Consider the following 26,503-nt stretch of genomic DNA (forward strand, 5'->3'; position numbering starts at 1 on the left):
GGTTGGGGAAGCGAGCTTGAAAAAAAACCACCAGTTGACGCCCAAAGCCTGAGATCTGCTTTGCAAGCAGAATGGGATACTCTAGGTCAGGTTTTCTGGACTTCTAGGGACTTACAGCAGTGCAAACCAACTCTTCCCTTTCTGAGGCGACCGGGTCGGCGTGTGATCCCCTTACGCGGGCGCAGATCCTCATCGAGGCTTTACCCTACATTCAGCAGTACCAGGGCCGCGTTATTGTCATCAAATACGGCGGCGCAGCCATGGTGCACCAAGAGCGACGGGCCGAGGTGCTCCGAGACATCGTCTTTCTGGCCTGTGTGGGGATCCGCCCGGTGTTGGTGCATGGGGGGGGGCCGGAGATCAACAGTTGGCTACAAAAACTGGACATTCCCTTCAAGTTTGTGGATGGCTTGCGGGTTACCGATGCCGCCACCATGGAAGTAGTGGAGATGGTGTTGGTGGGCAAGGTTAATAAGCAGATCGTCCAGCTCATCAGCTTGGCCGGCGGATCGGCGGTGGGGCTGTGCGGGCGGGATGGCAACTTGATCAAAGCGCGATCCCAGGGCCGGGCAGAGATCGGCTTTGTTGGGGAAGTGAGCAGCATCAACCCCCAGTTGCTGCAAACCCTGTTGGAAGGTGGACAGATTCCGGTGATCTCCAGCGTGGCTGCCGATGAGACAGGCCAAGCCTACAACATCAACGCCGATACGGTGGCGGGAGAACTGGCGGCCTCTCTGGGGGCAGAAAAGCTGATTTTGCTCACCGACACCCCTGGCATTCTCCGGGATCCCCAGGATCCCAGCTCCCTGATTACCCTGCTGGACATCGAGATGGCCCGCCAGCTTATCCAAACAGGTGTGGTCAGGGGCGGCATGATCCCTAAGGTGCAGTGTTGCATTCGCGCCCTGGCACAAGGGGTGCGGGCGGCCCACATTCTGGATGGGGGATCCCCTCACTCTCTGCTGCTGGAGATTTTGACCGATGCCGGCGTGGGCACCAAGCTGGTTCCTTCTCAATTTGCCGCCCAGTTGGAAGGGCTGAACAACGGATCCCGCTAGGCTTCCTTGATGAAGCGCAGGATCTCCCGCACATGGCCGAGAAATTGGCTATCCACACTGAGCTGAGTCACAGCTTGGCGGGTCTCTTGGCGCAGTTGGCTGTGGTCTAGCTCGTTGCTGGCCCGCAACTGTTCCAGTTGGGCCTTGAGCGCGGCCAGCTCCTGCCGCAGGTAGCGCCGGGTTTCTTCCTCCTGTTGGGCCCAAGAACCGGGCTTGCCGGGATCCCATTGCTCCTGCAACTGCTCGACTTGGCGTGTCAACTGCTTTATCCGCTCGGCCAACTCGATGGCATCTTCGCGAGGGATCTGGATTTGCCCTTGCAACTGGGCCAAGCGGTCGGCCAAATACTCGTAGCCCCGGATGGCCGGGCGCAGAGCCGTTAACAACACCGCAGCCACGGCGCTGGGGTAGCCAATGGGGGTGACTTGCCCAACGGCCAAGCCATAGAAAGCCAGAGCCGACAGCCCATGCAGGGCAATGGCTATGCGTAACGACCAGCGGCTGAGCTTTTGCAGGAAGGCAAACGTCGAATCTTCCACCGGGATCCCTCGTTCCTGAGACACAACCGCCTCCTGCTGAACGGCCTTGGCCTGAAAGTAGAGGTTCCAGGGAAGGGTGACGATCACCACCAGCCACCAAAAGCTGGCGATCCCAATGGCCCAATCGGCCAGCTCCCCAATAGGTAGCCCAAAAGCCCGCAACAGGCCAAACAGGATCCCGCCGCCGATCAACAACAGCAGCCCCGCCACCCAAACTGGGAAAAAGATTTTCGAGTAAGACACGGAGTAAGAGGTTGAGTAAGACATTGCCGGTTTCTCCTCATCAAGCTGCCTACAGCCTGCCCGAACCGAGCGGCCAGAAGCTCCTGAAGCGGCCAGTTTTCCGTCCGTCCCAGAGCCATTAGGGGTGCAGCTATAGCCATTCCCAATGGCGAGGAAACCCTTGCGGATCCCAAACTCCCTCTCCCTCAGGGAGAGCGCTTAGAGTAGATCAGTGCTCTCTATGAGTTGTCTTTGTTGTTCTCGGGTGTAAGCCTGTGAGCCTTGCCGCCTCTCCCCCCGATACCGATTTAAGTAGGGATCCCCGCCCTCGGCGAGAAAGCGATTGGCGGCTGCTGCGGCTGCTCTGGCCCTATGCCCGTCGGCACCTCAGGCTGGTGTTGGCGGCCTTGGCCTTTCTGCCCCCTTTGGCCTTGGCGGATGCGGTGCAGCCTCTGATCCTACAGCGGGCTCTGGATGGCCCCATTGCCCGAGCGCTGGAACGAGGTGAGGCCGGGATCCTCTCCGACCTTTGGCCCTATGTGGGGCTGTTGATCCTAACGGTACTGGTTCGCTGGCTCTTCCAAGCCCTGGAAGGGTATGTCAGCCAAAAGCTGGGGCAGTTGATGACCCGCGACATCCGCGACGATCTCTTCGCCCACATTCTGGCCTTGCCGGCTCAGTTTTTCGACCGCACCCCGGTGGGCAAGTTGATCACCCGCATCACCAGCGACGTGGAAGCCTTGGGGGATGTCTTTTCCACCGGTGCCGTCGGCATTGTCAGCGACCTGTTTACTCTGGGGGTGATCGCGGTGGTCATGCTCAGCCAACGCTGGGATCTGGGCTTGCTGCTAATCCTCATCGTCCTGCCCATCAGCGCTGTTGTCCTCGAGTTGCAGCGCCGCTTTCGGGATGCCAACTTTCGCGTGCGCGAAGAACTCTCCAAGCTGAACTCCTGGATCCAGGAGAACATCTTGGGCATTACCGTGGTGCAACTGTTTCGGCGGGAGCGGCTCAATAGCGAGATTTTTCAAACCATGAACCGCCGCTACATCCGGGAAGTGGATCAAACCATCCTTTATGATTCTGCCCTTTCTGCCGTTTTGGAGTGGGTGTCTTGGCTGGCCGTGGCGGCTTTGCTCTGGGTGGGCGGGCAGCAGGTGATGTCAGCCGGTAGGGGCTCACTTGGAGGGGGATGGACGGGATCCCTGCCCCTGCCCAGGGAACCCCTCACCTTCGGTAGCCTCTACGCCTTTATTCTCTTTTCACAACGGTTTTTTAACCCGCTGCGGCAGTTGGCCGAAAAGTTTACGGCCCTACAGGCGGGGTTCACCGCCGTCGAGCGCATCGACGCCATCCTCAGCCTGCCGGTTGCCATCCGGGATCCCGCTCAGCCCCGCCACCTACCCCCCGATGCTAAGGGAGAGGTGCAGTTCGAGCACGTCTGGTTTGCCTACAACCCCGGGGAGTGGGTGCTGAAAGACCTCACCTTCACCATCCGCCCCGGAGAAAAAGTGGCCCTGGTGGGGCCCACGGGAGCCGGGAAAAGCTCCATCATTCGCTTGCTCTGCCGTCTCTACGACGTAACCCAGGGATCTATTCGCATTGACGGCGTTGATATTCGGGATCTCCCCCAGGCTGAGCTGCACCGCCACCTAGGGGTAATCCTGCAGGATGGATTTTTGTTTTCCGGGGATATCCAGCAAAACATCACCCTAGGAGAGAAGGCAGATCTAGCGGCAGTGGAGCAGGTCGCCCGCCAACTCAACCTGCATGACTTCCTCCGCAATTTGCCCCAAGGCTACGCCACCCCTGTGCGAGAGCGGGGCAGCAACCTCTCCAGCGGCCAAAAACAGCTCATCAGCTTTGTGCGGGCCATGTGGCGGGATCCCAAAATCTTGGTTTTGGACGAAGCCACCGCCAGCCTGGATGTGGGCACCGAAGCCCTCCTGCAATCCGCTCTAGACACCCTGCTGCGGGATCGCACCGCCCTGATCATCGCCCACCGCCTTTCCACCATCCGCAATGTGGATCGCATTTTGGTTCTGCAGCGGGGGGAACTCAAGGAGCAGGGATCCCATGCCGAGCTCATGGCCCTCAGCGGGCTCTATGCCAGCCTCTATCGGCTGCAAGATCTGGGCGGCTAGCAGGGTGCTTCTGCCCAACCGTCAGCGACCGGCGCCAAAGCGAGACCGAATTGCCTTTAGGGTGGTGAAGCTGGCATCCGCGAACGCGATGCGAGCCTTGCAGAGTAACAGATTGCCGTTATCCACGGCAGTGTCTCTCAAGCTGGCCAAACCATCGCTGGCCTGCACCAGGGCACGGCGGCCCCAGCTAGAGAAATTTTTGCTGAGGGTGTTGATCAAGCGTTCCATAGGGATTGGACATTCCGCTCCTTGTCTTCCACCTAGCCTACTCCCCCAGCCGCAGGTATCCACAGAGGGCCATCAAGAAAATTGTTTGTTACAGATTGTTAAAAACTTGCCGTCAAGCCGGCAGACTGGCTATGATAGGCCCCAAGTTTGGCAAGCAATTCAAAGAAAGCGGTTAGCCATGAATCATCGGCCAGAGGTAGTGGAAGGCACAGAGTCCAAGCAGAAGGTGACCCTGTATCTCTCACCTGAGCTGCACCGGAATCTGAAGATTCGGGCTGCCGTGGAGCGGGAGCCGATGTCGGCAGTGGCAGAGAAGGCCATTACCTTCTATCTGCTTCACCCAGAGGTCATTGAAGGGGTACAAGGTAGCGCCTATCGTGTCCATCAATGTCCCAAGTGTAGTCACCCATTTGTTATCCGCGATGGAGAGGTGGTTTCCCTGCACCAGACATCGGCTGCCGAAGCCATCCTTGAAGAGGTGGAGCCAGAATACTGGGGATCGGCTGCTGGCTCGGAAGAGCAACGGCAGGATGCTCTGGTACCCTGCTAGAACGCTCCCAAGCGGGCCCCCTTCAGGAACTTGAGCTGATAGGAGCAGACAGCAACACAGAAGGCTTCTAAAATCCTCTCAAAATCCATCCAACAAGGGCGTACTCCCAAGTGCAATCCAATACCTAGGCAACTCGAACCCCATTTTTCAACCGTTCTGGCGGCTCCTGAAATTTCCCCTCTGCAGTTGGTGTTTCCCATGCAAGAGCTAAGCATCCTCATTCAAGCTCAATACCCACTGCTGTACCTGCTTACTCCAGAGGAGGAACGGGCCGAGGCGGCTCTGGCAGCGATTGCCCGCACCCTCAAGCCCCAGCGACGCCTATTCATTTGGACAGTTACCCACGGCATCGTCGAATACGGCAACCCCCGCAGCCTCACCCAGCACAACACCCAATCCCCCCAGCCCGCCATCCAGTGGGTAATGGAGCAAAAGGATCCCGCCATCTGCGTCTTCAAAGACCTACATGACTTCTTGGACAACACCGAGGTGAAGCGCTGGCTGCGGGATGCTATTGCCAGCCTGAAGGGATCCCACAAAACTATCCTTCTCATGTCCCCGGTGCAGGTGATCCCCGTCGAACTGGAGAAAGACATCTCGGTGGTGGATTTCCCCCTGCCGGACATGGCCACATTGGAGCGCACCCTCAACCGCCAACTGGAGCAGATCCCGCGCTCTCTACCCTTGGCTCCCGACACCCGCGAAAAGCTGCTCAAGGCAGCCCTGGGCCTGACACAAGACGAAGCAGAGAAAGTCTACCGCAAGGCCGTGGTGATGCACGGTCGTCTCAGCGAGGCGGAAGTAGACATCATCCTCTCTGAGAAGAAGCAGCTCATTCGCCGCAACGGCATTCTCGAGTTTATCGAAGAGGATGAGACCATCGACGCCGTGGGCGGTCTGGAAGAACTGAAGCGCTGGTTGCTGCAACGCTCTGAAGCTTTTACCGAGCGAGCTCGCGCCTATGGACTGCCCCAACCCAAGGGTATGCTGATCCTGGGCGTGCCTGGCTGCGGTAAGTCGCTGATCGCCAAGACCACTGCCCGTCTCTGGGGCCTGCCCCTGCTGCGTCTGGACATGGGCCGCGTTTATGATGGCTCCATGGTGGGCAAATCGGAAGCAAATCTGCGTAGTGCCCTGCGGACTGCTGAATCTCTTGCCCCTGCTATCCTTTTCATCGACGAGCTGGACAAAGCCTTTGCCGGGTCAGCAGGCTCCAGCGATTCCGACGGGGGCACCTCTAGCCGCATCTTTGGCTCCTTCCTGACCTGGATGCAGGAGAAACGCTCGCCGGTTTTTGTCATGGCCACGGCCAACCGTGTGGATCGTCTGCCGGGTGAATTCCTGCGCAAGGGCCGTTTTGACGAAATCTTCTTCGTGGACTTGCCCAACATCAACGAGCGCATCGAGATCTTTCGGATCCACCTGCAGAAGCGGCGGCGCGACATCAGCCGCTTTGATCTGCGCCAGTTGGCCGCAGCCTGTGAAGGCTTCTCCGGCGCGGAGATCGAACAAGTTTTGATTGCTGCCATGTACGAAGCGTTTGCCCAGAACCGCGAATTTACCCAACTGGACATTTTGGCAGCAACGAAAGCAACTCAACCGCTATCTCGCACCATGACGGAGCAAGTGGTAGCGTTGAGGGAATGGGCCCAGCAGCGGGCTCGGCCTGCAGCAGCCTCTGTAGCCGAGTACCAGCGGCTGGAGTTCTAGGAGGAGGTGAGGAGCCAAGACTACCTTGGCAGAGGCAGGGACGGCAAAGCCCAAACCTTCCCCAAAGAACAGTGCCCATTGTTTGTGTTGATGTTCCAACCCCTACACACAGGAGAGAAACACCATGTCTCATTTTAGCACCTTGCGTACCAAGATCACCGATAGCCAAATCCTGATCAACTCTCTGCGCGATCTCGGCTACACCGTTAAGCTGAACGCCGACGTGCGTGGCTACAACGGCCAGCGTGTTCGCGCTGACATCGTGGCTCAGTTGGAAGGCGACTACGATCTGGGCTGGTCGAAGAATCCCGACGGTTCCTACGACCTGATTGCCGATTTGTGGGGCGTGGCCAAGAAGCACAACCAGACCGAGTTGATCAACTCCATCAACCAGAAGTACGCCGTCAACAAGACCTTGGCCGAGGTGAAGCGTCCTGGCTTGAACAACGCCAACGTTAAAGTGGTGATGCACTAAGCCGGATCCTGTCTCGCCATCGCTGCAGCGATCTACACCGACTAAAGTTAGGAGGGGCTGAATCCAGCCCCTACTTTTTGGCTTGGTTTTTGGATTGGAGGGGCTGCGACCCGAAGGAGGAACCTACGCTTCTGTGAGAGCGGCAATGCCGGGCAGCACCTTCCCTTCCAATAGCTCCAGGCTGGCTCCGCCGCCGGTGGAGATATGGGTCATTTTGTCGGCCAGGCCCACTTTTTCCACGGCAGCCACCGAGTCTCCCCCGCCGATGATGGTGGTGGCTCCCGCTTGAGTGAGATCGGCCAGGGTGCGGGCAATGGCTTCTGTGCCCAGGGCAAAGCGGTCGAATTCGAACACGCCCATTGGCCCATTCCAGACCACGGTTTGGCACCCCTGCAGGGCAGCCTGGAAGGCTTTGATCGATTCCGGGCCGATGTCCAAGCCCATCCAATCCTCGGGGATGGCGTGGATGGAAACGGTCTGGGCCTGGGCATCTTTGTCAAACCTATCGGCTACCACCACATCCACCGGCAGCAGCAGCTCCACCCCCCGCTCTTTGGCTTTTTCCATCAGGGAGCGGGCGAGATCCAGCTTGTCGGTTTCTACCAGGGATTTGCCGGTCTTGAGGCCCTGGGCTTGGTAAAAGGTGAAGATCATGCCGCCGCCGAGGAGGAGCTTATCCACCTTCTCCAGCAGCCTCTCGATGACGCCGATTTTGCTGGACACTTTGGAGCCGCCGATGATGGCTGCCAAGGGCCGCCGGGGATCCTCAATGGCGCCGGAGAGGAATTGCAGCTCCCTTTCCACCAGGTAGCCAGCCACAGCAGGCTGGAGATAGGCGGTAACGCCGGCAGTAGAGGCGTGGGCGCGGTGGGCACTGCCAAAGGCGTCGTTGACGAACAAGTCCGCCAGTGAGGCCAACTTGCGGGCAAATTCCGGGTCGTTGTCTTCCTCTTCTGGGTAGAAGCGAACGTTTTCCAGCAGGGCCACCTGCCCGTGGGTCAGGCCGTTCACCACTGCCTCGGCCTCGGGGCCAATGCAATCGGGGGCAAAGGCGACCGGCTGGCCCAGCAACTGAGAAAGACGGGTGGCCACGGGGGCTAGGCTATTGCCCTCGCGAGCGATCTTAACCGCGCCTGTCTCTTTGTCTTTTTTGACGGGGCGGCCCAGGTGGCTGGCGAGGATCACTTTGGCGCCCGCTTGGATGAGGGCCTGGACGGTGGGCAGAGCAGCCCGAATGCGGGTGTCATCGGTAATGTTGCCCTGGGCGTCCAAGGGGACATTGAAATCGGCTCGCACCAGCACACGCTTGCCGGCCAGATCAAAGCCGGATGACAGCAGGGATCCCAGTGTTTGTTTGGCCATCGTTGTCTTTCCCCCCGGACTGCGGAAAATCTTTACTTTTTCTTCCGTATGTATCCTACCAGCGATTGGGATCCCGGCAGCGAGACCGATGGGCTCAGGGATCCCCTTGTCCTGCTGCTGGTGCCGGGTTGGCCTTCCGTCTGACCCTTGGCCTCAGCGATTGTAACGGTTTGCAAATAGAATGAAAGTGTTGCTTTGCCGTTACCCTCATGCGCGTTGCCATTGCCGGAGGCGGGCTAGCCGGGCTGGCCTGTGCCAAGTATCTCTGTGATGCCGGGCATCAACCGCTCCTCTTCGAGCGGCGGGATGTTTTGGGTGGCCTGGTGGCTGCCTGGAAAGATGCCGATGGCGACTGGGTGGAGACGGGACTCCACAACTTTTTCGGCGCCTACCCCAACACCTTGCAACTGTTCGCGGAGCTGGGCATTTCCGACCGCCTGCAGTGGAAACAGCACAGCTTGATCTTCAACCAGCCGGACAAGCCGGGCACCTACTCCCGCTTCGACCTGCCGGATATTCCCGCCCCCTTCAATGCCATTGTCGGCATCTTGCGCAACAACGACATGCTCACCTGGGGGGAAAAGGTGAAGTTTGCCCTGGGGCTGGTGCCGGCCATGATTCGCGGCCAGCGCTATGTAGAGCAGATGGATCGTTACAGCCTCTTGGAATGGCTGCGGCGACAGGGCATCGATGAGCGGGTCAACACCGATATTTTCATCGCCGTTTCCAAAGCCCTGGCTTTCATCAACCCGGATGAGATCTCGGCGATGGTGCCCCTGACCGCCCTGAACCGCTTTTTGCAGCAGAAGGATGGCTCCAAAATTGCCTACCTAGACGGCGCTCCCCCAGAGCGGTTGTGTCAGCCGATGGTGGACTACATTGTGGCCCGTGGGGGGGAGGTTCATCTAAACGCGGCGTTGCAGGACATTCGTCTCAACCCTGACGGCAGCGTGGCCGGGTTTCGCTTGGCCACCCCCTCTGGGCCGGTGGAGGTTACTGCCGATGCCTATGTCTCGGCCCTTTCGGTGGATGCCCTCAAGGAGCTGTTGCCGCCCCAATGGCAAGGGATCCCCTATTTTCAGCAGCTCCAGGAACTGGAAGGGGTGCCGGTGATCAGCCTGCAGATCTGGTTTGACCGCAAGCTCACCCACATCGATCACTCCCTGTTTTCCCGCTCGCCGCTGTTGAGCGTGTACGCCGACATGAGCAACACCTGCCGTGCCTACGCCGATCCGGAGCGATCGATGTTGGAACTGGTGCTGGCCCCTGCCGCCGAGTGGATTGAACGCAGCGACGAGGAGATCTTGGCCGCCACGCTGGAGGAGTTGAAAAAACTCTTTCCCCAGCACCTCACCGGCCCCAACCCCGCTCGCGTGCGCAAATGGGTGGTGGTGAAAACGCCGCGCTCGGTTTACAAGGCCACCCCCGGCAGACAGCAATATCGTCCCACCCAAGTTACCCCCATTCCCAACTTCTTCTTGGCGGGCAGCTACACCCTACAGCCCTTCCTGGGCAGCATGGAGGGGGCCATCCTCTCCGGCAAGTGGGCGGCGGAGGCCATCAACCAAGGGATCCCGTTTCAACCTGCCTCTGTCTCGGCCTCGACTTTGGCAGCAGCGGGGGTCTAGCTCTCCGCCGTCGGCCTCTTTAATAAGATCCTTTGAATCCCTTCCCCCATAACCTCTTCTGGGCTATCCACGGCGTCCGCTTTCCCGTAGTGTTGATATGTGCCCTCGCCGTTTCCCTTCCTTCTCTATCCTGGCCCTGCGCCCCTGGAGATCAGCCAGATGAGTCCGCTTGAGCAATCTTTTGCCCTCTGTCGCCAGATCACGGCCAAGCACGCCAAGACATTTTACTTGGGATCCCTGCTCTTGCCCCGACCCAAACGGCGGGCCATCTGGGCGATCTATGCTTGGCTGCGGCAAACGGACGAGTTGTTGGATGGGCTAGAGGCCAGCCAGGCAGAGGTGGAGGTCACCCGCAGCAAGTTGGAGCAGTGGGGATCCCATCTGGAGTCCCTGTTCCAGGGGGGTGAGCCTCAGGTTGCCACCGACCTGGCCCTTATCCACACCATCCGCGCCTACCGCCTCTCCATCGAGCCGTTTCGCGAGATGTTGCTGGGGCAGAGCATGGACTTGGATACGCGGCGCTACGCCACCTGGGAAGATCTGCGCGTCTACTGCTACCGCGTGGCCGGGGTGGTGGGCCTGATGTGCTCGGAGATCATGGGATTTGTGCCGGGCCGGGATGGCCGCGAAGAGGCGGTGGCCTTGGGGATCGCCATGCAGCTCACCAACATTTTGCGGGATGTGGGGGAAGATGCCCGCCGCGGACGGATCTACATCCCCCTCGAAGATCTGCGCCGCTTCAACTACTCTGAGCGGGATTTGTTTGACTATGTTATCGACGAGCGCTGGATGGCTCTAATGGACTACGAGATCCAACGGGCCAGACAGCTCTACGCCCAGGCCGAACGGGGGATCCCCACCCTGCAACCCGACTCCCGCTGGCCGGTGGCCGCTTCTCTGATGCTCTACCGGCAGATCCTCAACGCCATCGAGCGCAACCACTACCAGGTTTTTCGCACTCGCGCCTACGTATCCACCCTAAGCAAGGCGTTGGCGCTGCCGGTGGCTTGGTGGCGTTCCAACTACTACGGCTATTAGCCAACGGTGCCCAACCGGAGTGGTGGCAGAAAATCGGACACAAGACGGCAAGCCCAAAACCCGTGAACGGCGAGGAAAACGTATGGTGAACCGTGCCCTGACCCTACCCTATCAGCAAATTTGGGAAGACAGTTTAACCATCTTCTGGCGGGACTGGCTGGATCTGCGGGGGCGAGTTTGGCAGGTGGTGGCCTCAGGTCTGGTGGCCCCCCTCATCTACATTGTCGCCTTTGGGGTGGGCTTGGGGGGATCCCTGCGGGCCGAAGCTTTGGCCGAGGTGGCCGGATCCACGGCGGCAGGTTCTTATTTGCGCTTTATCTTGCCGGGGATGGTGGCTCTTTCAGCCATGACCATCAGCTTTGCCGGCACCACCTTCTCCATTTGTGGATCGCGGCTATTTACCAAGAGCTTTGAAGAGCTGCTGCTGTTGCCGGTGCACCCCTTGTCTTTGCATCTGGGCAAGGTGCTGGCGGGCATTGCCCGCGGCCTGCTGACGGCCTTGGGGGTGTTGGCGGTGGGGGTGCTGGGTACGGGGGCCTGGGGCCTGCTTCACCCCTTGTCGCTGTTGGTTCTACTTTTGGATTGCGCCGTCTTTGCCGGCATTGGGGTAATTGCTGGCTTGAAGGTGCCCAGCCTGGAGAGTGTGGGAGTGCTCACCAACTTTTTGATTACCCCCATGTCTTTTCTGGGGGCCACCTTTTTCGATCCCGCCCAGTTGCCAACCTACCTGCAGGTGCTGGTCTACTGCCTGCCCCTCTCCTACGCCAGCATCGGCATGCGGGCGGCTGCCTATCAGCCCCTCTCCCAGTTTCCCTGGTACACGGTTGGGGTTTTGGGCAGCTTGGCGGTGATCTTGGCCTTTGTGGGCGCTTATCAATTTTCCCACCAGCAGGACTGAGGGTTTTCTCAGTTCCCCTGGCCAAACACTTCTGGATAGCGAGCCAGTTGCTCCTGAAGATTCTGGTCGTAGCGCAGGACAATCACGCGGTAGCCGCCTTCTAGGAGCTGAGCCCGCAGTTGGCGATCCTGCTCGGCTCGAGTTGGCTCATCGTGGACTGCGCCATCACAAAAGACGCAGATATTGGGGTCATAGAAGAAATCGACAACACAGCGGGGCTCACTGATGGACTTCTGGGCATCGTCAGGCAATCGATACCCTCCTTCTGCCAGCGCCTCGAGAAACCTGCGCTCCAGTTCAGACCGAGGGTCAACGAGCTGGCGTAGCCAATCCAAGTGCTCTTGTCGGGAGCTGCCTGGGTCAGTGCGACTGTGGGCCAGCTCACCCAAAAGATCCCGAATCTTGTATCGGTCAAGCTCCAGCGCTTCCCTCTGGTTGGCATAGCTCAGCAGGCACTCATAGCAGGCTGCCCGGCACTCAGGCCGGAGATCTTGAACCCCGGCCTCTGAAAGTCTGAAGTGGCAGATCTCCAGAGACGCCTGAGCCACCTCCGCAAGAGCCTCTGGCTCCTCCACCAGCCGACGCAGGACGCCGGCTCCTCCTTCTGCCGTCTCATAGAGGAGAATAGCCCGATGGGATCCCTGGCCAATGGACTCGGCGGCTAGCTCCGACTCCTCCAGCTCGAAAGTCTCTTCGATCCCCCGCTTAAGGGCGTAGCGCAGGCTGGTCTCCAAGGTCTGGGGATCCCCTAGACCTGGTTGAACCAGGCGCACCAGCAACAGGTTTTGAGTACTGCGCACCGCCAGGCAGACGCGCTGCAAACGTGTTGGGTCGGAAGAGCCAGTTCTGCTCTGCTGGATCTGAGTTCGAGAGAGAACTTCGCCAGTGTCAAAGTTGACCAGAAAGCCCTGCCCTCCACTCCCTCGCCAGCCGTAGTTAATACGCAGCAGAGTGGCGGCTGGGGCATAGCGCAAGTGAAGCAGTTGGGTTTGCCCCCTTAGGACATCGGCTGCTTGAACGCGGTAGCCGGAACTTTTGGGAGCAAGCTGAAAGAAGGTCTGCAGCTCATATCCCCGCCGCCGCCGTTCTTCTTCATCGGCTGTGATGCGATCCCGGCGCTGCATGCGCACGTTGGGCATTTCGAGGAGATGGGTCAGCCGGCTGTTTTGCCCATCGAACTGGGTGCCGCAGACGGGGCAGCAATCCAGGCAGGGATCCGCAAAAGCTCCACAACTCAAGCAGAGCTTTTGAGTACTTTTGCGCTCCTCCAGGCCGCCGGGCGGAGCCTGAAAAGCCACCGATTCCCACTGGCAGCCTTCGTGGTAGAGGAAGTTGTGGGGTGCGAACTCCCGAACGGCCAAAAACCGGGGTCGGGCGATAAACTCCCCTTCGCTGCCGCGGGGCACCCAGGCCCGCACGGGCAAGGCCGGAAAGTTGTAGCCAGGGAGGAACCCCTCGCTGGCCAGATAGCGGTAGGGGTAAAAGTCACCTTCCTCCCGCTGGGTATCGATCTGTAACAGCAAGTTGCGCTGGCGCAGGGCTTCTTGCTGGCGGCGCTCAGCTTTCTGCTGGCTTTTCCTTTGGCGAGCTGTTTGGAGCTCTTGGTGAGCAGCTTCCAACTGTTGGGTGGCGGCCCGATACAGCTCCCGCCAGCGGTTAAAGGCCCGGTCAAACTCGCGTGGCGCCTCTTCAATAACCTGCCGGATCCAGCGCTTGTTAAACCAGCCACTTCTGTCTAGGAGTTCCCGGTCGGCGGCCAGCAGCTCCTGCACTTGCTCCTCCACTTCTCGCCGGGCGGCCTCCCCTAGTTGGATTTGCTGGGCCACCATCTCTCTGAGGGGCAGCTCTTCCCGATGATCCAAGTCAATGACGGTTTCGATGGAATTGCCCAGAGGCAGGCGCACGCGGGCCAGCCAAACGGCGTGGATGTGAGCCCGCACTAGGGACTCGTTGGCCAAATCCAGGCGGGGAGGTCGCACTCGACCGGCCACCATCTCGGCGCGGCGGCGGAAGTAGTACTGGTCGTGGCTGTTGAAAGCACTGCAATACGTTACGATTAGCCCCGGTTGCCCCTGGCGGCCTGCGCGTCCACTGCGCTGAGCGTAGTTGGCCGGCGTTGGAGGGACGTTGCGCAGATGTACCAGATCCAAATCGGCAATATCGACCCCCAACTCCAGGGTTGGCGAGCACACCAAATAGGGAAGGCGTCGAGCTTGATCCTCCCCGCGAAAGCGCCTTTCTCGCTGCTCCCGCTCTCCTGGCCGAACCACTTGGGCAGTGTGCTCCCTAGCCTCCAGGGATCCCAGCCCTACTGCTCCAGTTCGATACAGGCGTTGGAAGAAGAAGTTGACAGAGCGGGAGGGGGCAGCGTAGCCCTCCTGCCGAGCGCGGCGGGAATACAAGGGATCCGCAAGGGGGGCAGATTCATCTCCCAAGCACCAGAGGAGACATCCGGCATCCAGTTGATGGGCTTCTTGGCCATTTCTCTGGTGAGATCTCAACAGGCCATAGCCGACCAGCAAAGAGAGAAGGGATCCCAGAAGCTCGTCGTAAGCTTCTCTGGTCAGCTCGAGATACTTGATGAGAAAGCGCCCAATAGCGCTGCGGGGGCCCAAGCTATGAACTTGCAAGTCCTGCCGGGACTGGCTCTGGCGAACAAAGTAGCTAGCCGTCCGCAGTTCGTCATGCTCCTCTAGGCCCCAAAACTCGTTGAGATGTTGCTCGGCCCGCCGGCGCAGCGTTCTCTGGGGTTCTTTCTCGAGCAGACGGACATCGATGGCCAATTTCCGCCGAAACTGATCCAATACGGCCCGCAGCAGGCCCTCTCGCTCGCCAACGGTTGCTTGGCCAAACCAGGGGTGAAGGGAAGCCAGGGCAGGGCTTTGGCAAAGCTCTTTGAGCCCGCGGTATTCGATTTTCAGCAGCCCCACCTGTTCCAGGTTGGGATGGGTGACCCGCCAGCCGCGCCGCAGATCTTCGTAGAGACGGTATTCTGTCAGGTCTGTAAAGGTCTGCCAAACGTCCTGAGCAAGGGAAGACTGGGGATCCAAGGAGGGGTTCTGGGCAATGTCAGCAAGGCTAAGACCTGAGGCCCGCACTACTTCTCGGGCCACTTCAGCGAAGCCCAACTCTTTTTTCTGCTGCAGGGCGGCATACAGCGAGGCCCGCAGGAGGGCCACATGGACAAAGTCGTTGAAGTGGCCGGCTTGTAGCGAGGCATCTTGGCGATTGTCAGTAAAAGTCAGAAGCTTGTCGCGAGCCGCTTGCGTCTGGGCCGTATGGCGCAACAGAGAGGTGGCAAGGGTGGTGGTGGCGCTGGAGCGGCCTTCGCTGGAGAGGGAAGCCAGCTTGACAAACTCCCGCTCGCGGGCGGTGTAGTACTCGCCGCAGGCCAAGCAGAGGGAAAAAGGCTGGGGCTGCCACCACATCTTCTGGGCCTCCGCCTGGGGTTGCTCGGAAAAGGATCCGTCGGGGCGCACCCAGACTGCTTGGGGGACGCGGCTTTTCCAGTTGGGCTTGAGCCTGCCCTCAGGGGTGTACCAATCTTCAGGGATCTGCTCTGGCGACCACTCGTTTTCAACGGGATCCAGGCTCAGGTAGCCGGCTTGCTGGTCTTCAGCCTCCTCCATCTCTTCTCCGATGGGATAGGGCAAAAACTGCCCCCTTGCCTTCAAGACATGGTAATAGTCGTGCCCGCACTGGCGGCAGAACTTGACGGGGAAAAACAGCTTCCCTTCCCCAGCTTGCATTTGCCCTTCCAGGGAAAATTGCCGCTTTTCCCGGCTCTCCAAGGTGGCGTACAGGGTGCGGCCCTGGGAGATAAACTGGTGCAGCTTGAAGGCGACTCCCCAAGTGCTGCCCTCTTTGAGGCTGCTGGCATGGGCCAGAAACTGGCGCAGGGATTTGGCGCAGGTTGCGGGATCCCTGGCGGCCACCTCGGCCAGTTGGGCGGCTACCTTGGAAAGCTCCCTGGGCACGCGGCGCCTGAAGCTGCCATCGGGACTTTGCTCCAGGCCCAGCTCATACTCTAGCCAGCGCATCAGGGGATGGCGGCGCAGATCGGCCTGGTTTGTAGGCCAAGGCAAGTCCAGGGCGCTCTTCAGCTCTGCCACCGTGGGTGGGCCGCCCTCGGTGAGGGGGGCCAGGGTTTCCTCAATGACGTGCTCCGGCCCAAAGGGATGGCCGAAAAAGCGGCTGGCAAAGGCGGCTACAGTCTGGCGGCGCTCCTGGGCGTCGGCTTCTGGTCGGGAGATCATGGTGGCGCTGGTGCCAATATGCACCAAGTTCTTGGCCCCACAGCGTCCTTTTAGGCGGCGAACCAGCATGGCCACATCCGCCCCTTGCCGACCCCGGTAGGTGTGCAGCTCGTCAAAGACCAGAAAGCGCAGCCCTCCCATCTCGGGATTCAAAAACCGCTGATCTTCAGGACGAACCAGGAGGAGTTCTGCCATCACATAGTTGGTGAGCAGAATTTGAGGTGGATCCCGCCGTAGCTGGTCTCGTTCGTTTTCCGAAGTTTCCCCGGTGTATCTGGCAAAGCGCACCGGAAAAGGGCGATGGTAGTTGCGCTCGTACCGCTCGCACAGGGCTTGCAAAGACTGGTATTGAGAGTTCACCAAGGCATTCATGGGGTAGACCACAATGGCCACCACCTGATGACGGGATCCCCCCTGGCGGATCCAGTTGTCGAGAATGGGCAGGAAGTAGCAAAGGCTTTTGCCGGAGCCGGTGCCGCTGGTTACCACAAAGCTTTCCCCGGCCAGAGCTTTCTCGATGGCCTCCTCCTGGTGGCGGTAGAGGCGAAAGGGCCTGCCATCTTCAAAGCGGAAAATGCGGGCTGTTTCTTGGGCAATGCGCCCGGCCTCGGCCAGCTCGTCAACGGTTGGGCCGGGCACATAAACAGGGCTTAGCTGGATGAGAGGCTCTGGCCAGAGGTGGATCCCTTCCTCTAGAGCTTGATTCACAAAGGCTTGCGCCCGTTGGTCGCCAATGAGAAAAAAGGAGCGGACAAAATCGCGATAGTCGTCCAGAACAGTGGCGTGGAGATCAAAGATGGTGGACATCGAATCTGCCCTTAAGGCCCGCTTGGTTAGCTCAAGCCTAGCTTGAAGATGCCGCAAGTGGTGTTTGAAACCGCACCCACCAAGATCTACGGCCCGCTGAACGGCAAAAAGATATCTCCGAAGTGGGATCGGCGATGCGCCGGCTTCCCCCACACCTCCAGTACCCGCCGACGGCTGCAGCGTTCTCCGAACGCAGGAACCAGAATCCCTTGCCTTTAGGCAGGGGGCATGTCAAGAGAAAACTGGTCTGCAGAAGGCCACCTCCGCCTCATGGACGAATAACCCGCAATCCTAGATGCGCCTCGTAGCCATCGAAGTCACTGTCGTGGTGGAGGAGCGGAACATTGTTCTCAATGCACCAAGTGGCAATCAAACTGTCTATTGTTTTGCGCACCGTCACGCCTTTGCGACGCAACAAGCGAAAGTTCTGCGCACTTTTCACCGCCAGGGAGGGGTTAACCATTTGCACCTGATGCAATTTCACCAGAGCACAGCGAGCCTGCTCGAAATCGGCATCTTTGCGAAAGCCCTGCAAGACTTCTGCCAAAATCAGGTCGCCCACCAGGATAAGAGTTTGATCCAGGGCCCAATCCAGATAGTCGGTGTGAAGCGATGAAATGCCGTTGAAGTAATCAATCCAGATGGTGCTGTCCACCAGGATCATCCTCACTCCTGCAGGCACGACAGGCGTTGCTGCTGCAAATTGCCCTCCCATTTCAACTTGCCGCGTAAGTTGCGGATCTCAGCTTGCTCGTGTAGGCGAATCAGGACACGCAGCGCTTCGTGAATCACCTCGCGCTTGGTCTTGAGGCCGGTTACCTGGCGGGCACGCTCGATCAGGTCGTCATCCAGGACGATGTTGGTGCGCATGAGGAGCCACTTGTGTGTATAGAAATGCAGATCTATGTGTATTCTAAGCTTTTATTGAGTGCTGCGCCAGCTTCTCCCACGCCTCCAGCACCAGCCGCCGCGTGCGGTATTCGCCGAACTGACTCAGTTCCTTCTCCTTCAGCACGCGAAAGGTTTCGCCGGGGAAGGTGCTAGCGGCAACACGGGCAGCATACCCCGCCGGGTCGAGCAGGTCGCGCACCTCTTCCCACGGATCGAGGATGTCGGCAAGTTCGCGTTCGGTCAAATCCGCCGGGTCGAGGATGTAGCGCAGTTGCTTGCGCGTCAGGCCGTAGAGCTGGGCGTAGTACGCATCGAGTTCGGCACGCAGCACCGCGCGGCGGTCTTCGTCCCAGCGAAAGGGCGGAAAGGGGATGCCCTTCTGCGGGTTGGTTTCGATCTCCGGGTAAGCGCTGATCCAGGATGGCAGGCGCCATTCATGCCTGCCGACAGCAATACGGTTTGCATCCCACGCAGCATGGATGGCTGCCCGCAGCCCGTCATCAGCTTCGTTCCACACATCGTCGGCGAAGGGCTTGAGATCCCAGGCAGTATAGGTCAGTTCCAGTGCGCGCGGCACAATGAAGGCGAGATCGGCGGGGGTGTAGGCAGTGGGGGGAAAAATAGGGAGTTGGCGGAGGATGAAGAAAGTAAGATGCGTCCCACCAATTTTCTGGCGCAATGCCCAATCAAAAATCAGGACATTTAGATTGGCTAGAAAACACGAGAGATGAATAGCCGAAATCTCACCCGTAAGGACTATGGGCATCGTATGTCCTGCCCCGACTCTGGGCAGCAGGCTGAAGATGGCGGTGCGTTCGTTAGTGGCGTTAGTAACATCGCGGAATCCCACCAACCACCCACGCTGCCAGTCGCCCAGGCGCTTCGTTACTTCTTCAGCGGGCACCCAGTACCAGGGCAGAACGACGAAGTGCGGATCGGCGTGCTGGCGCTCGTCGGGGGTGGGCAGTTGGGTGCTGGAACGCGAATCCACTCCTTCATACGTGCCGTAGCGGTGGTCGTAGTGCCAGATCATTTTGGCTCCGTAGAGCGGGAGGTAGTGCGTTGCGGTGGATGGCTCACCCCTGACAAACACATTCCCCACCAACCGATACCCCTGCTGCTCCAATTCTGCCCGTGTGCGGAAGAGGTGCGAGTCGTTGGACATATCGAACATGCGCAGGAAGCGCACGCCCCAAGAGTTTTCTCCCGTGTGTTCGTTAACCAACACCGGCACGCGCTGATAGATGGCGCGGGTCAGGTCGGCATCTTGCCGGGTACGGAAGACCGGCAGGGTGCGGGTGTTGGGGTTGATGCGGGCAATGTCGTCCGCTGTGAGGGTGAAAACGCGACGCGGGTCGCGCAGGTGATCGGCATGGGTGGCAAAGAAGGCGAAGACCATCGGCGCCGCTTCGCACACGCCGGCTGGCGTCGGTTGCCACGATCCTGCCAGGGTGAGGAGGCAGAACTTCATGCGGCTATCCACTGCCGGAAAGAGTCGCTGGCGGTTCTCAAAATCGAACAGACTTGCCAGTTGCCCCTTGCCTGCCAGATCGGCGAAGAAGAACTGGTTGGTCGCGTCGGTGGCGATGCCGGTGGGGACGATGATGCCCGCCCGCCCCCGGATATTGAGCAGGCTACGCACCCGTTCGGCAAAGACCGAGTAGGTGTTGATGTCGCCGCGCCCGGTGAGGGGGTATTGTCCGCTGCCGCGCAGGAAGCGACTGGCGCTTTCGGCGGCATGCAGGGCGCGCTGATGGGCTTCCCACAGGTCGGGGTTGGTCTGCGGCAGGGCAGCGATCAGCCGTTTGCGGGCAGCGGCGTTGGCAGCGCGGGCAATCTGCGGGTCGCGGACGGCGAAGAACTCTTCTTCCTGCAATTTGATGCGCTCCCAGGGCGGGTTGCCCAGGATAACGTCGAAACCGCCCCGCTCAAAGATTTCGGGCAACTCCAGCGGCCAGTGGAAAAAGCGATGCTCTAAGGCTAGGGCTGCGGCGGTGGCGAGGGCCTGGGGGTGGGTTCTATTCTCCAGCCGATCAACCACCACCTTGGTGGTAATGGCTCTGGAGAAGTCAGAGGTCAGGAGCTGGAAAAAGGCTGCCGTCCACAGGTTGCAAGCTTCCACCAGCCTTTGATGTTCCTGGTTTTGGCAGTAGCGGCTATAGAGCTCCTGTTTGCGGCGCACATCTGCCGGGGAATCGTCTTGAATGGCCTCTAGCTTCTGTCGCTCTTGGCTAAGCTCGGCCACCACCTGCTCGGTGCCAAGAGGCAGGGAAAGCTGCCCCTTTCGCAAATTTTGGCACTCTGCGCGATTTCGCCTCTTCAGAGAGCGGGCAGCCTCCCTAGAGTCGGCGCTTGCAGGATCGAAGGCTTCATGGGGGATGCCCCTTTCCAAAACCTTGAGATCCACCACCCCCACCAGCGAGTCGCCGCACTTGATGTGGTGATCCAAAAAGGTCAGAGGCTTGCCGGCACAGTGGGCCTCCAGCCAGAGGGCCACACGGCAGAGTTCCACTGCCAAGGGGTTTTTGTCTACGCCATAGATGCAGTGGCTCACCACGTCGCGGATGGCCTCGCGGACGCACTCGGGGGCAGGTTCCTCTTCCCCGGTGCGGATTTTGGCCAGCTCTTTGCCCAACCGTCGGGCAGCAGCCAGCAGAAAGTGTCCCGATCCGCAGGCGGGGTCAAGGACGCGGAGGGAGAGCAGGGCCTGTTCGGCATCCGCCATTGGCTTGGCTTTGGCCAGCCGCTCTGCTAGAACCGGTTCCAGCGCCGAGCGGATGAGTTCTGCCACCAGCTCCGGCGGGGTGTAGTAGGAGCCGGTGCTCTTGCGCTCTGACCCGAAGGCCAACTCAAAGCGGGGGATCCTTCCCGAGGTGTCAATCTGAGGGTGGTATTCGAGCAGGCTTTCATAGACCGAGCCCAGTTCCTCCACATCCAGCGCCGCATAGTTCACGCGCCGAGGTGAGGCGGAAGCATCTTCCCGATAGTAGGATAGATGCCAAAAGGCCTCCAGCAGAGCCCGATTGCTGAGGCTGTAGGTATCTAGATCGAGGGGAGCAAAAAGCTCGCCGTTAAGAGGAGAGACCTTCAACAGGTTGGCCAGCTCTTCCTTCGAGAACACCCTCCACAGCACCCGCAAGCTGCACCAAAGATCCTCGTGTTCGGTATAGGCACTCTGCCGATCCAAAAGCCGCCGCAACCGCGTCACGCTGTAGTGATCCCGGTAGAGAGGATTGTCGCTAATCAGCCCCCGCTCCTCCGAGACCAGCAAAAACAGAAAGCGATAGACCAAGCGCAACAGTTGCCGATAGAACTCCTCTGGGGTGAGAGGCTCTGAGCTGCCGGCTTTCGGGTCGATCCGCCTCCGCAGGTCAGTGTTGTTGGAGCGCTCCAGAAAGCCGTTGGCCAAGCGCTTCAGACATTGCTCCACACCATCCCGCAGCCGATCCCGTACCCGCCCCCCCTGTTCCAAGGCGTCCCGGTAGTACTGCTCCAGCAGGCAGGTTGGGGCATCTTCAGCCCTGTGCGGCAGCCGACTGCGGTGCAGCAGCCGGTAGAGGATGGCAAAGTCGTTAAAGCGCTGCTCCTCCAGGATTTGCTGCAGGTCAAACTCGGCGTAGGCTTGGCGACGCACGAAGGTGCAATCTCGCAAAAGGCGCAGCCTCAGGCCGTTGCTCACAATGCCCCAGAGGTGATCGCTGCGGTTGAGGTACTCCTGCACCAGCGAATGGGGCGCAAGTCTTGGTCGACCGCTGGGAGCCAGACGCCCCAGCTCCTGCCGAACCCCGACAATGTGGACTGGCGGTGCATCCTCCGCCTCTCCGGCGCGATGCGAAATGGCAAACGTGGCACCGTCTATTTCGTAGGCGCGCGCGTTGTAGCGCAGCTCGTACCCCAGCAGGCTCAGAAACGGGATCAACCAGACATCGCGAGTAACCGAGGTGGCCAAGTCGCTCTCCGGCAGGCGCTCTAGGCGACGCCGGAAGATCTCCCACTGGGCGCGGGCCTCGGCAAAGACGCCGGCAATCTCATCCGTCAGGCTGCGCCGGTTGTCCAGCCCAAAGTCTTTCGGCTTCTGCCCAGTAAGCTCGCCGGCAAGGAGCTTTTCCAGCGTATCGGGGCCCAAAAGCCCCCCTTCAAGGCGTACGGCAGGGAACTGGCTCATCGCGACACCACAGGTTGCAAGACAAGGAGTCCCAGAAGATCGGGAGGAAATTGCGGCTTGACCGCCAGCCCCCGCACCTGCAGTGCCACCGCCTGACGGACGCGTTTGTGAGCAGCAGTCAGTTCGTCCGCGCGGCGGACAATTCGATCCCGGATGGCTTGTTGCAGCAAGTGCCCTGTGCCCCAGGCTTCAGGGGGATCCCTGTGCCAGTCTCCAAGGTTGCTGAGCACCCGTCGGATTAGCTCCTGCTTCTCGGCCAGAGGGGGATTGTCATCCGGCTGGGCTTCTGCCAGCAGCCGCAAGGCATCGCCGGTCTCCAGCCACTGGGGATTGCTGCCTCCCAGGCCAACATAGGCAAGCACCAGGACTTCTTCCGATAAAAGGGATCGGGCAGCAGGTTGCTCGACCAGGTAGCGTATACGCAGCAGCAGGATGGTCGTGAGTTTGGTTACGGCACGGGTGCGCAGGACGCCGCAGCGGGAGACCACCCTGCTATTGGGGCTGGGATCGTTCAAGGCTGCCTCGAAGAGGTAGCGGGCCAACGTGGCTACGAAGCGGTGGTTTCGGCCAATGTATTCCGCCCCTTCAGGCGTGGGCGAGTCGAAGCTGATGAGCCACCGACCGTCCTTGGGGGAGGGCAGGGCCAACTTGACCAGTTCAGGCAGGGTTCTGGTCGCCTCTGGAGTGATGCTCGCCCGAAAGACACCCGGTCGGTTGTCCGGGGAAACAGGCAGACCAATGCGCTCTGCTGCCGCCAGGAGGAATTCGCGCACAGCCGTGGGATCCCCTAGCACAGCATCTGTGGCCTCAACTTCCCGCTGCACTTCTTCGGGCTTGAGCGCCCGCTGGGCAAACCGGGTGCGATTGATCTGCTCGCGCTCGGCGTACTGTTGCCACTGCCGATGAAACTCTTCCACTTCTGGCACGCCAAGGTCGAGCACAAGCTGGCGTTCGGCAGACCAGCGTCCCCTGCGCAGGAAGAGGGCTTCAAGAACGGCCTGCGTGACGCTCTCGCTGGCTTCCGGCACAGGCACATGGGTGCCCAAGGCGCGGTGGATCTCCCGCGCTTTGTTGAGCAGCACCTCAAGCACCACGCCGTCTATGGGGTTGTCGCGCCCAAAAAACCGAATGACCCTGACCCGCCCGGCCTTTTGGCCGTAGCGATCTACTCGGCCCTCCCGCTGCTCCAGCCGATTGGGATTCCACGGCAGGTCGTAGTGAACGACAGCCGTAAACTTCTCCTGCAGGTTCACCCCTTCCGAGAGGCAGTCCGTTGCCACAAGCACCCGAGGACGGTTAGGTTCGATTTCGGCAATTTTCGCTTCCCGCTCATCGTCGCCCATGCGACCGGTGACCCACACCACTTGGGCTGTGGTTTCCAACGACTGGCGCAGGTGGTCTGCAAGGTACTCCGCCGTAGCGACATACCGGCACCAAAGGATGGGATGGAAGCCTTCCTTCAGCAGATCCCGCACAATCTTGATGGCCCGCTTAAGCTTGGTGTCGTCGTCCGTGCCGTAGAGTTTGTTGGCCAATTGAGCGAGTTCGCGCAGCTTGCGGCGGTCTGCTTCTTGTTCTTGCAGAGTTGCGCCGGTGGCCTCGAGAGCCAGAGTGGGCGATTCGTCGTCGGTGCGCCCTTCTGCCGACTCGAACACCAGATGCCCAAATTCCTCGGTCTCCTCTTCGGCCAGCGGTGCTCCAGCCCGATGGGTCAGCGCTGCCAGGGCTGCTGCTGGGCTGGACATAACGCAGCGTAAGAGCGCCAAAGCGCCCCAGTAACGCACCCGCCGCTGGCGCTTTTCCAAATGTTCGCCGGTGCGCACGATTTCCGAGCAAAACGCATAGGTGCGCTCGAACAGCTCACGATTCCGCTCAGAAAGAGTGTAGGTTTCATCTACAGATTCCCGCGTTGGAAAACAGGCAGTTTCTTCCCAGGTCTGAGCAATATCCCGCCGCGTGCGCTGGACGAAGTGACGAGCCAGTTTGATGCGTTGATCCTCATTGAGGGCTTGGGGATCCCAGGCCCCAAACTCAGGGCGCAGCAGTTCCAGCAAGGAACGAAAGGCGTCTTCGATACCACTGTGGGGGGTCGCCGTCAGCAGGATCAGATGTCGGTCGGGCTTTTGAGCGATGGCTTTTAGAAGGGCATGCCGTTCCTGCTGGTTCCTGCCAGGATGGGCTGCTGTTGCCCCGTGAACTTCGTCGGCAATGACTAGCTCAGGACAGAATTGCAAAAACTGGTTTCGGTTGCGCTCCGTCTTGATGAAATCAATGCTTGCCACCTGGACGGGGAAGTGTTCGTAGAGGCTGCGCCCTACCGGCGTTTGGCGCTCAAGCTGCCCGACGGTTCCGGAGCGGATGACCACCGCTTCAAGGTTGAACTTCTCCGCCAATTCCTTAGCCCATTGTTCGCACAGGTAGGGTGGGCACAGGATACAAAAGCGCCGGATTTCGCCGCGATCCAGAAGTTCTCTGGCAATCAGCAGAGCTTCGATGGTTTTGCCTACGCCAACGTCATCGGCGATAAACAGCCGCACGGGATCCAGACGCAGGGCCATCAGAAGGGGCACAAATTGGTACGTCCGTGGCCGGATGGAAATGCGCCCTAGGGAGCGAAGTGGGGTAGCCCCCTCGCGCAGCGTAAGCCGTGCAGCTTGCCAAAGCAGACGAGCGCTTGTGGCGTCGGAAACGTCCTCGGCTGTGGGCAGCGGGAAGGATGCAGGCGTGACTCGCTCAAACGGCAGGGTACCGCCCACCAGACCCATCAGTTCCCGGTGAAGGTAAACCACGTCCTCCGGGGTGCCGGTGAGGGGGCGGAGAACAATGGTCTCGTCCGTGTCTGCGGGCATCACAACCCATTCGCGGTTTCGGCAGCAGACAATCGATCCAGGATGCATGCAGCCTCCATCGGGGGCGCACTAAGATAAAGCTAAGTAGCCTCACACCCATCCCTCTTCGGCGTTGGCACGAGTAGGGCCGTGGTTTCTTTCCTAACCTACACGCAGTACCACCTGAGCTGTCAGTGGCTTCATCAGCAGGGAATCTGGGACATAGTCCGTGCTCTGGCGGAGAGAAACCACCTTTCATTATCTTTTTTGATTTTTTGATGATGTTGCTCGTCTTGCCCCACAACAGACGTGCAGAGCATAGCTTTGCAAGAGTTAGCGCCTCGGCTTGTAAGGTGGAGCGATCGGTTGTGTTAGTCTTAACTCCACAGGGAGCGATTGGGCTGCTTTTCGGCCCCGTGCTGAGTTCTAGAGTGGGCACATGAGCGACAAACAGTTGGATGATTTGCAAGAGGCCATGAGCACCGCGGGTCGCTCAATCAAGAAAGCAGCCCGACGGGGAGCCTATGAAACTGCCCAGGCCATCGGAGAGGAGCGGCGGCGCATCCGTATTCGCACCTTGGATGGCACCGACATTCGCGGCGAGGTGTTTCTGGAGGGGACGGAGTTCGAGCGACGGGTCTCCAGCTTGCTCAACGACGAGCGCACGTTTGTTCCCTTAACCGACTCAGAAATGTTTATCAATGGCCGCCGTGTTGCCCATGCGGAGTTTATCTGCGTCAACAAAAACGCCATTTCCTACGTGCTTGAGGAATAGGCACCCAGTCAGGTCTGTCAACTAACCGTTTGGTTTTTTGGGGTGGATGGCTGTTCTGACCTTTGTCTTCTTTCATGAACCCTTCCCTTGTCTCTGACGGATTACAGGCCGGTGAGGTGGGATCCCTGGTCAGCTTGCGTGGGGTTGGCAAGCGCTACCCCAGCCCGTCTGGGGAATTGGTGGCGCTGCGGGATATCAATCTGGAGGTGCAGCGGGGCGAGTTTATCGCCTTGATTGGCCCTTCCGGTTGCGGCAAAACCACGCTGCTGCGTATTTTGGCGGATCTGGAGCAGCCCAGCGAGGGATCCGTGTCCATTGCAGGACGAAGCCCCCGACAGGCCCAGCAGGAGCGGCTCTACGGCTATATTTTCCAGGCCCCGACCCTGCTGGAATGGCGCACGGCTTTGCAGAATGTGATGTTGCCGCTGCAGGTGATGCACCTCTCCAAACGAGAGCGTCAGGAGCGGGCCAAAGCGATGTTGCAGCGGGTGGGGCTGGGGAACTTTTTGCACAGCTACCCCTGGCAACTGTCTGGAGGTATGCAACAGCGGGTTTCGCTGGCGCGGGCCTTGGTCTTTGACCCCGAGCTGCTGTTCATGGACGAGCCCTTTGGGGCCCTAGACGAGATCACCCGCGAGAAAATGAACCTGGAGCTGCTGCGCCTCTGGGAGACTACCCAAAAAACCGTCTTTTTCGTTACCCACTCCATTCAAGAGGCGGTATTTCTCTCCACCAGAGTGGTGGTGATGACCCCCAACCCCGGCCAAATTGCCAAGGTGATCCCGGTAGATCTCCCCCAGCCACGCGGCTTCGAGACCTGGCGCTCCACCCGCTTCTTTGAGCTGACAGGAGCAGTGCTGGAAAGCTTAAGGGAGGTCTTCCGCCAGGACTGACCCCCTGCAAGTCAATTCCAGCAAGGGTAGGATGAG

General features: G+C 59.8%; 18 protein-coding genes. 10 read left to right on the plus strand and 8 right to left on the minus strand.

Going from position 1 to position 26,503, the window contains the following annotated elements; genetic code table 11:
• Positions 1-119: 119 nt before the first annotated feature.
• A complete protein-coding gene (gene argB, locus NW816_RS04570) occupies positions 120-1,058 on the plus strand; it encodes an acetylglutamate kinase (RefSeq protein ID WP_414408386.1) in 939 nt (312 codons plus the stop codon).
• On the opposite strand, the gene NW816_RS04575 is transcribed toward argB, so the two are convergent.
• Entirely contained in the window at positions 1,055-1,864 is an 810-nt protein-coding gene (locus NW816_RS04575) for a hypothetical protein (RefSeq protein ID WP_414408387.1), read from the minus strand. The genes argB and NW816_RS04575 overlap by 4 nt on opposite strands.
• Positions 1,865-2,094: 230 nt before the next feature.
• On the opposite strand from NW816_RS04575, the gene NW816_RS04580 reads away from it, so the two are divergent.
• Entirely contained in the window at positions 2,095-3,963 is a 1,869-nt protein-coding gene (locus NW816_RS04580) for an ABC transporter ATP-binding protein (RefSeq protein WP_414408388.1), read from the plus strand.
• Between the two features lie 21 nt (positions 3,964-3,984).
• Here the strand turns inward: NW816_RS04580 and NW816_RS04585 are convergent, their stop codons facing one another.
• Positions 3,985-4,191: a hypothetical protein gene (locus NW816_RS04585; RefSeq protein ID WP_414408389.1), complete on the minus strand. Its 207-nt coding sequence runs from the start codon at positions 4,189-4,191 to the stop codon at positions 3,985-3,987.
• A 178-nt stretch (positions 4,192-4,369) separates the two neighbouring features.
• Here NW816_RS04585 and NW816_RS04590 point away from each other — a divergent pair, with 178 nt between their 5' ends.
• From NW816_RS04590 to NW816_RS04600, 3 genes are all read left to right on the plus strand, one after another.
• Positions 4,370-4,741 (plus strand): hypothetical protein, encoded by a 372-nt coding sequence (locus NW816_RS04590; protein ID WP_041436554.1) that lies wholly within the window; start codon positions 4,370-4,372, stop codon positions 4,739-4,741.
• Positions 4,742-4,939: 198 nt separating this feature from the next.
• On the plus strand, positions 4,940-6,451 hold the full coding sequence (locus tag NW816_RS04595) for an AAA family ATPase (protein ID WP_414408390.1): 1,512 nt from the start codon (positions 4,940-4,942) through the stop codon (positions 6,449-6,451).
• A 124-nt stretch (positions 6,452-6,575) separates the two neighbouring features.
• On the plus strand, positions 6,576-6,926 hold the full coding sequence (locus NW816_RS04600; protein WP_414355711.1) for a DUF1257 domain-containing protein: 351 nt from the start codon (positions 6,576-6,578) through the stop codon (positions 6,924-6,926).
• A gap of 123 nt (positions 6,927-7,049) precedes the next feature.
• On the opposite strand, the gene NW816_RS04605 is transcribed toward NW816_RS04600, so the two are convergent.
• Positions 7,050-8,288 carry a phosphoglycerate kinase gene (locus tag NW816_RS04605; protein ID WP_414408391.1) on the minus strand — a complete coding sequence of 413 codons (1,239 nt, stop codon included), beginning with the start codon at positions 8,286-8,288 and terminating at the stop codon, positions 7,050-7,052.
• A 209-nt stretch (positions 8,289-8,497) separates the two neighbouring features.
• Here NW816_RS04605 and pds point away from each other — a divergent pair, with 209 nt between their 5' ends.
• The 3 genes from pds (at position 8,498) to NW816_RS04620 (ending at position 11,852) form a co-directional block, all read left to right on the plus strand.
• On the plus strand, positions 8,498-9,916 hold the full coding sequence (gene pds / locus NW816_RS04610; RefSeq protein ID WP_414408392.1) for a 15-cis-phytoene desaturase: 1,419 nt from the start codon (positions 8,498-8,500) through the stop codon (positions 9,914-9,916).
• Positions 9,917-10,075: 159 nt separating this feature from the next.
• Positions 10,076-10,954, plus strand: coding sequence for a phytoene synthase (locus NW816_RS04615; RefSeq protein ID WP_414373662.1), 879 nt, complete (start codon positions 10,076-10,078; stop codon positions 10,952-10,954).
• An 82-nt stretch (positions 10,955-11,036) separates the two neighbouring features.
• A complete protein-coding gene (locus NW816_RS04620) occupies positions 11,037-11,852 on the plus strand; it encodes an ABC transporter permease (protein ID WP_414408393.1) in 816 nt (271 codons plus the stop codon).
• Positions 11,853-11,860: 8 nt separating this feature from the next.
• Here NW816_RS04620 and NW816_RS04625 read toward each other — a convergent pair whose 3' ends face one another.
• The 5 genes from NW816_RS04625 to NW816_RS04645 form a co-directional block, all read right to left on the minus strand.
• Entirely contained in the window at positions 11,861-16,915 is a 5,055-nt protein-coding gene (locus tag NW816_RS04625) for a DEAD/DEAH box helicase (RefSeq protein WP_414408394.1), read from the minus strand.
• 268 nt (positions 16,916-17,183) lie between these two features.
• A complete protein-coding gene (locus NW816_RS04630; RefSeq protein WP_011433301.1) occupies positions 17,184-17,579 on the minus strand; it encodes a PIN domain nuclease in 396 nt (131 codons plus the stop codon).
• 2 nt (positions 17,580-17,581) lie between these two features.
• On the minus strand, positions 17,582-17,785 hold the full coding sequence (locus NW816_RS04635; RefSeq protein ID WP_414355717.1) for a type II toxin-antitoxin system VapB family antitoxin: 204 nt from the start codon (positions 17,783-17,785) through the stop codon (positions 17,582-17,584).
• A gap of 43 nt (positions 17,786-17,828) precedes the next feature.
• The gene (locus tag NW816_RS04640) at positions 17,829-21,971 is read right to left on the minus strand and encodes an Eco57I restriction-modification methylase domain-containing protein (RefSeq protein WP_414408395.1); all 4,143 of its coding nucleotides are present in this window, start codon (positions 21,969-21,971) and stop codon (positions 17,829-17,831) included.
• On the minus strand, positions 21,968-24,820 hold the full coding sequence (locus tag NW816_RS04645; RefSeq protein WP_414408396.1) for a helicase-related protein: 2,853 nt from the start codon (positions 24,818-24,820) through the stop codon (positions 21,968-21,970). The genes NW816_RS04640 and NW816_RS04645 overlap by 4 nt, the downstream gene beginning before the upstream one ends.
• Positions 24,821-25,238: 418 nt before the next feature.
• On the opposite strand from NW816_RS04645, the gene NW816_RS04650 reads away from it, so the two are divergent.
• Both NW816_RS04650 and NW816_RS04655 read left to right on the plus strand, forming a co-directional pair.
• A complete protein-coding gene (locus tag NW816_RS04650) occupies positions 25,239-25,574 on the plus strand; it encodes a hypothetical protein (RefSeq protein ID WP_414357704.1) in 336 nt (111 codons plus the stop codon).
• A gap of 74 nt (positions 25,575-25,648) precedes the next feature.
• On the plus strand, positions 25,649-26,467 hold the full coding sequence (locus NW816_RS04655) for an ABC transporter ATP-binding protein (protein ID WP_414408397.1): 819 nt from the start codon (positions 25,649-25,651) through the stop codon (positions 26,465-26,467).
• The last annotated feature ends 36 nt before the right edge of the window (positions 26,468-26,503 follow it).

The sequence above is a fragment of the Synechococcus sp. W55.1 genome (genome assembly GCF_047461655.1).
In the GTDB taxonomy this organism is placed as follows: Bacteria; Cyanobacteriota; Cyanobacteriia; order Thermostichales; family Thermostichaceae; genus Thermostichus.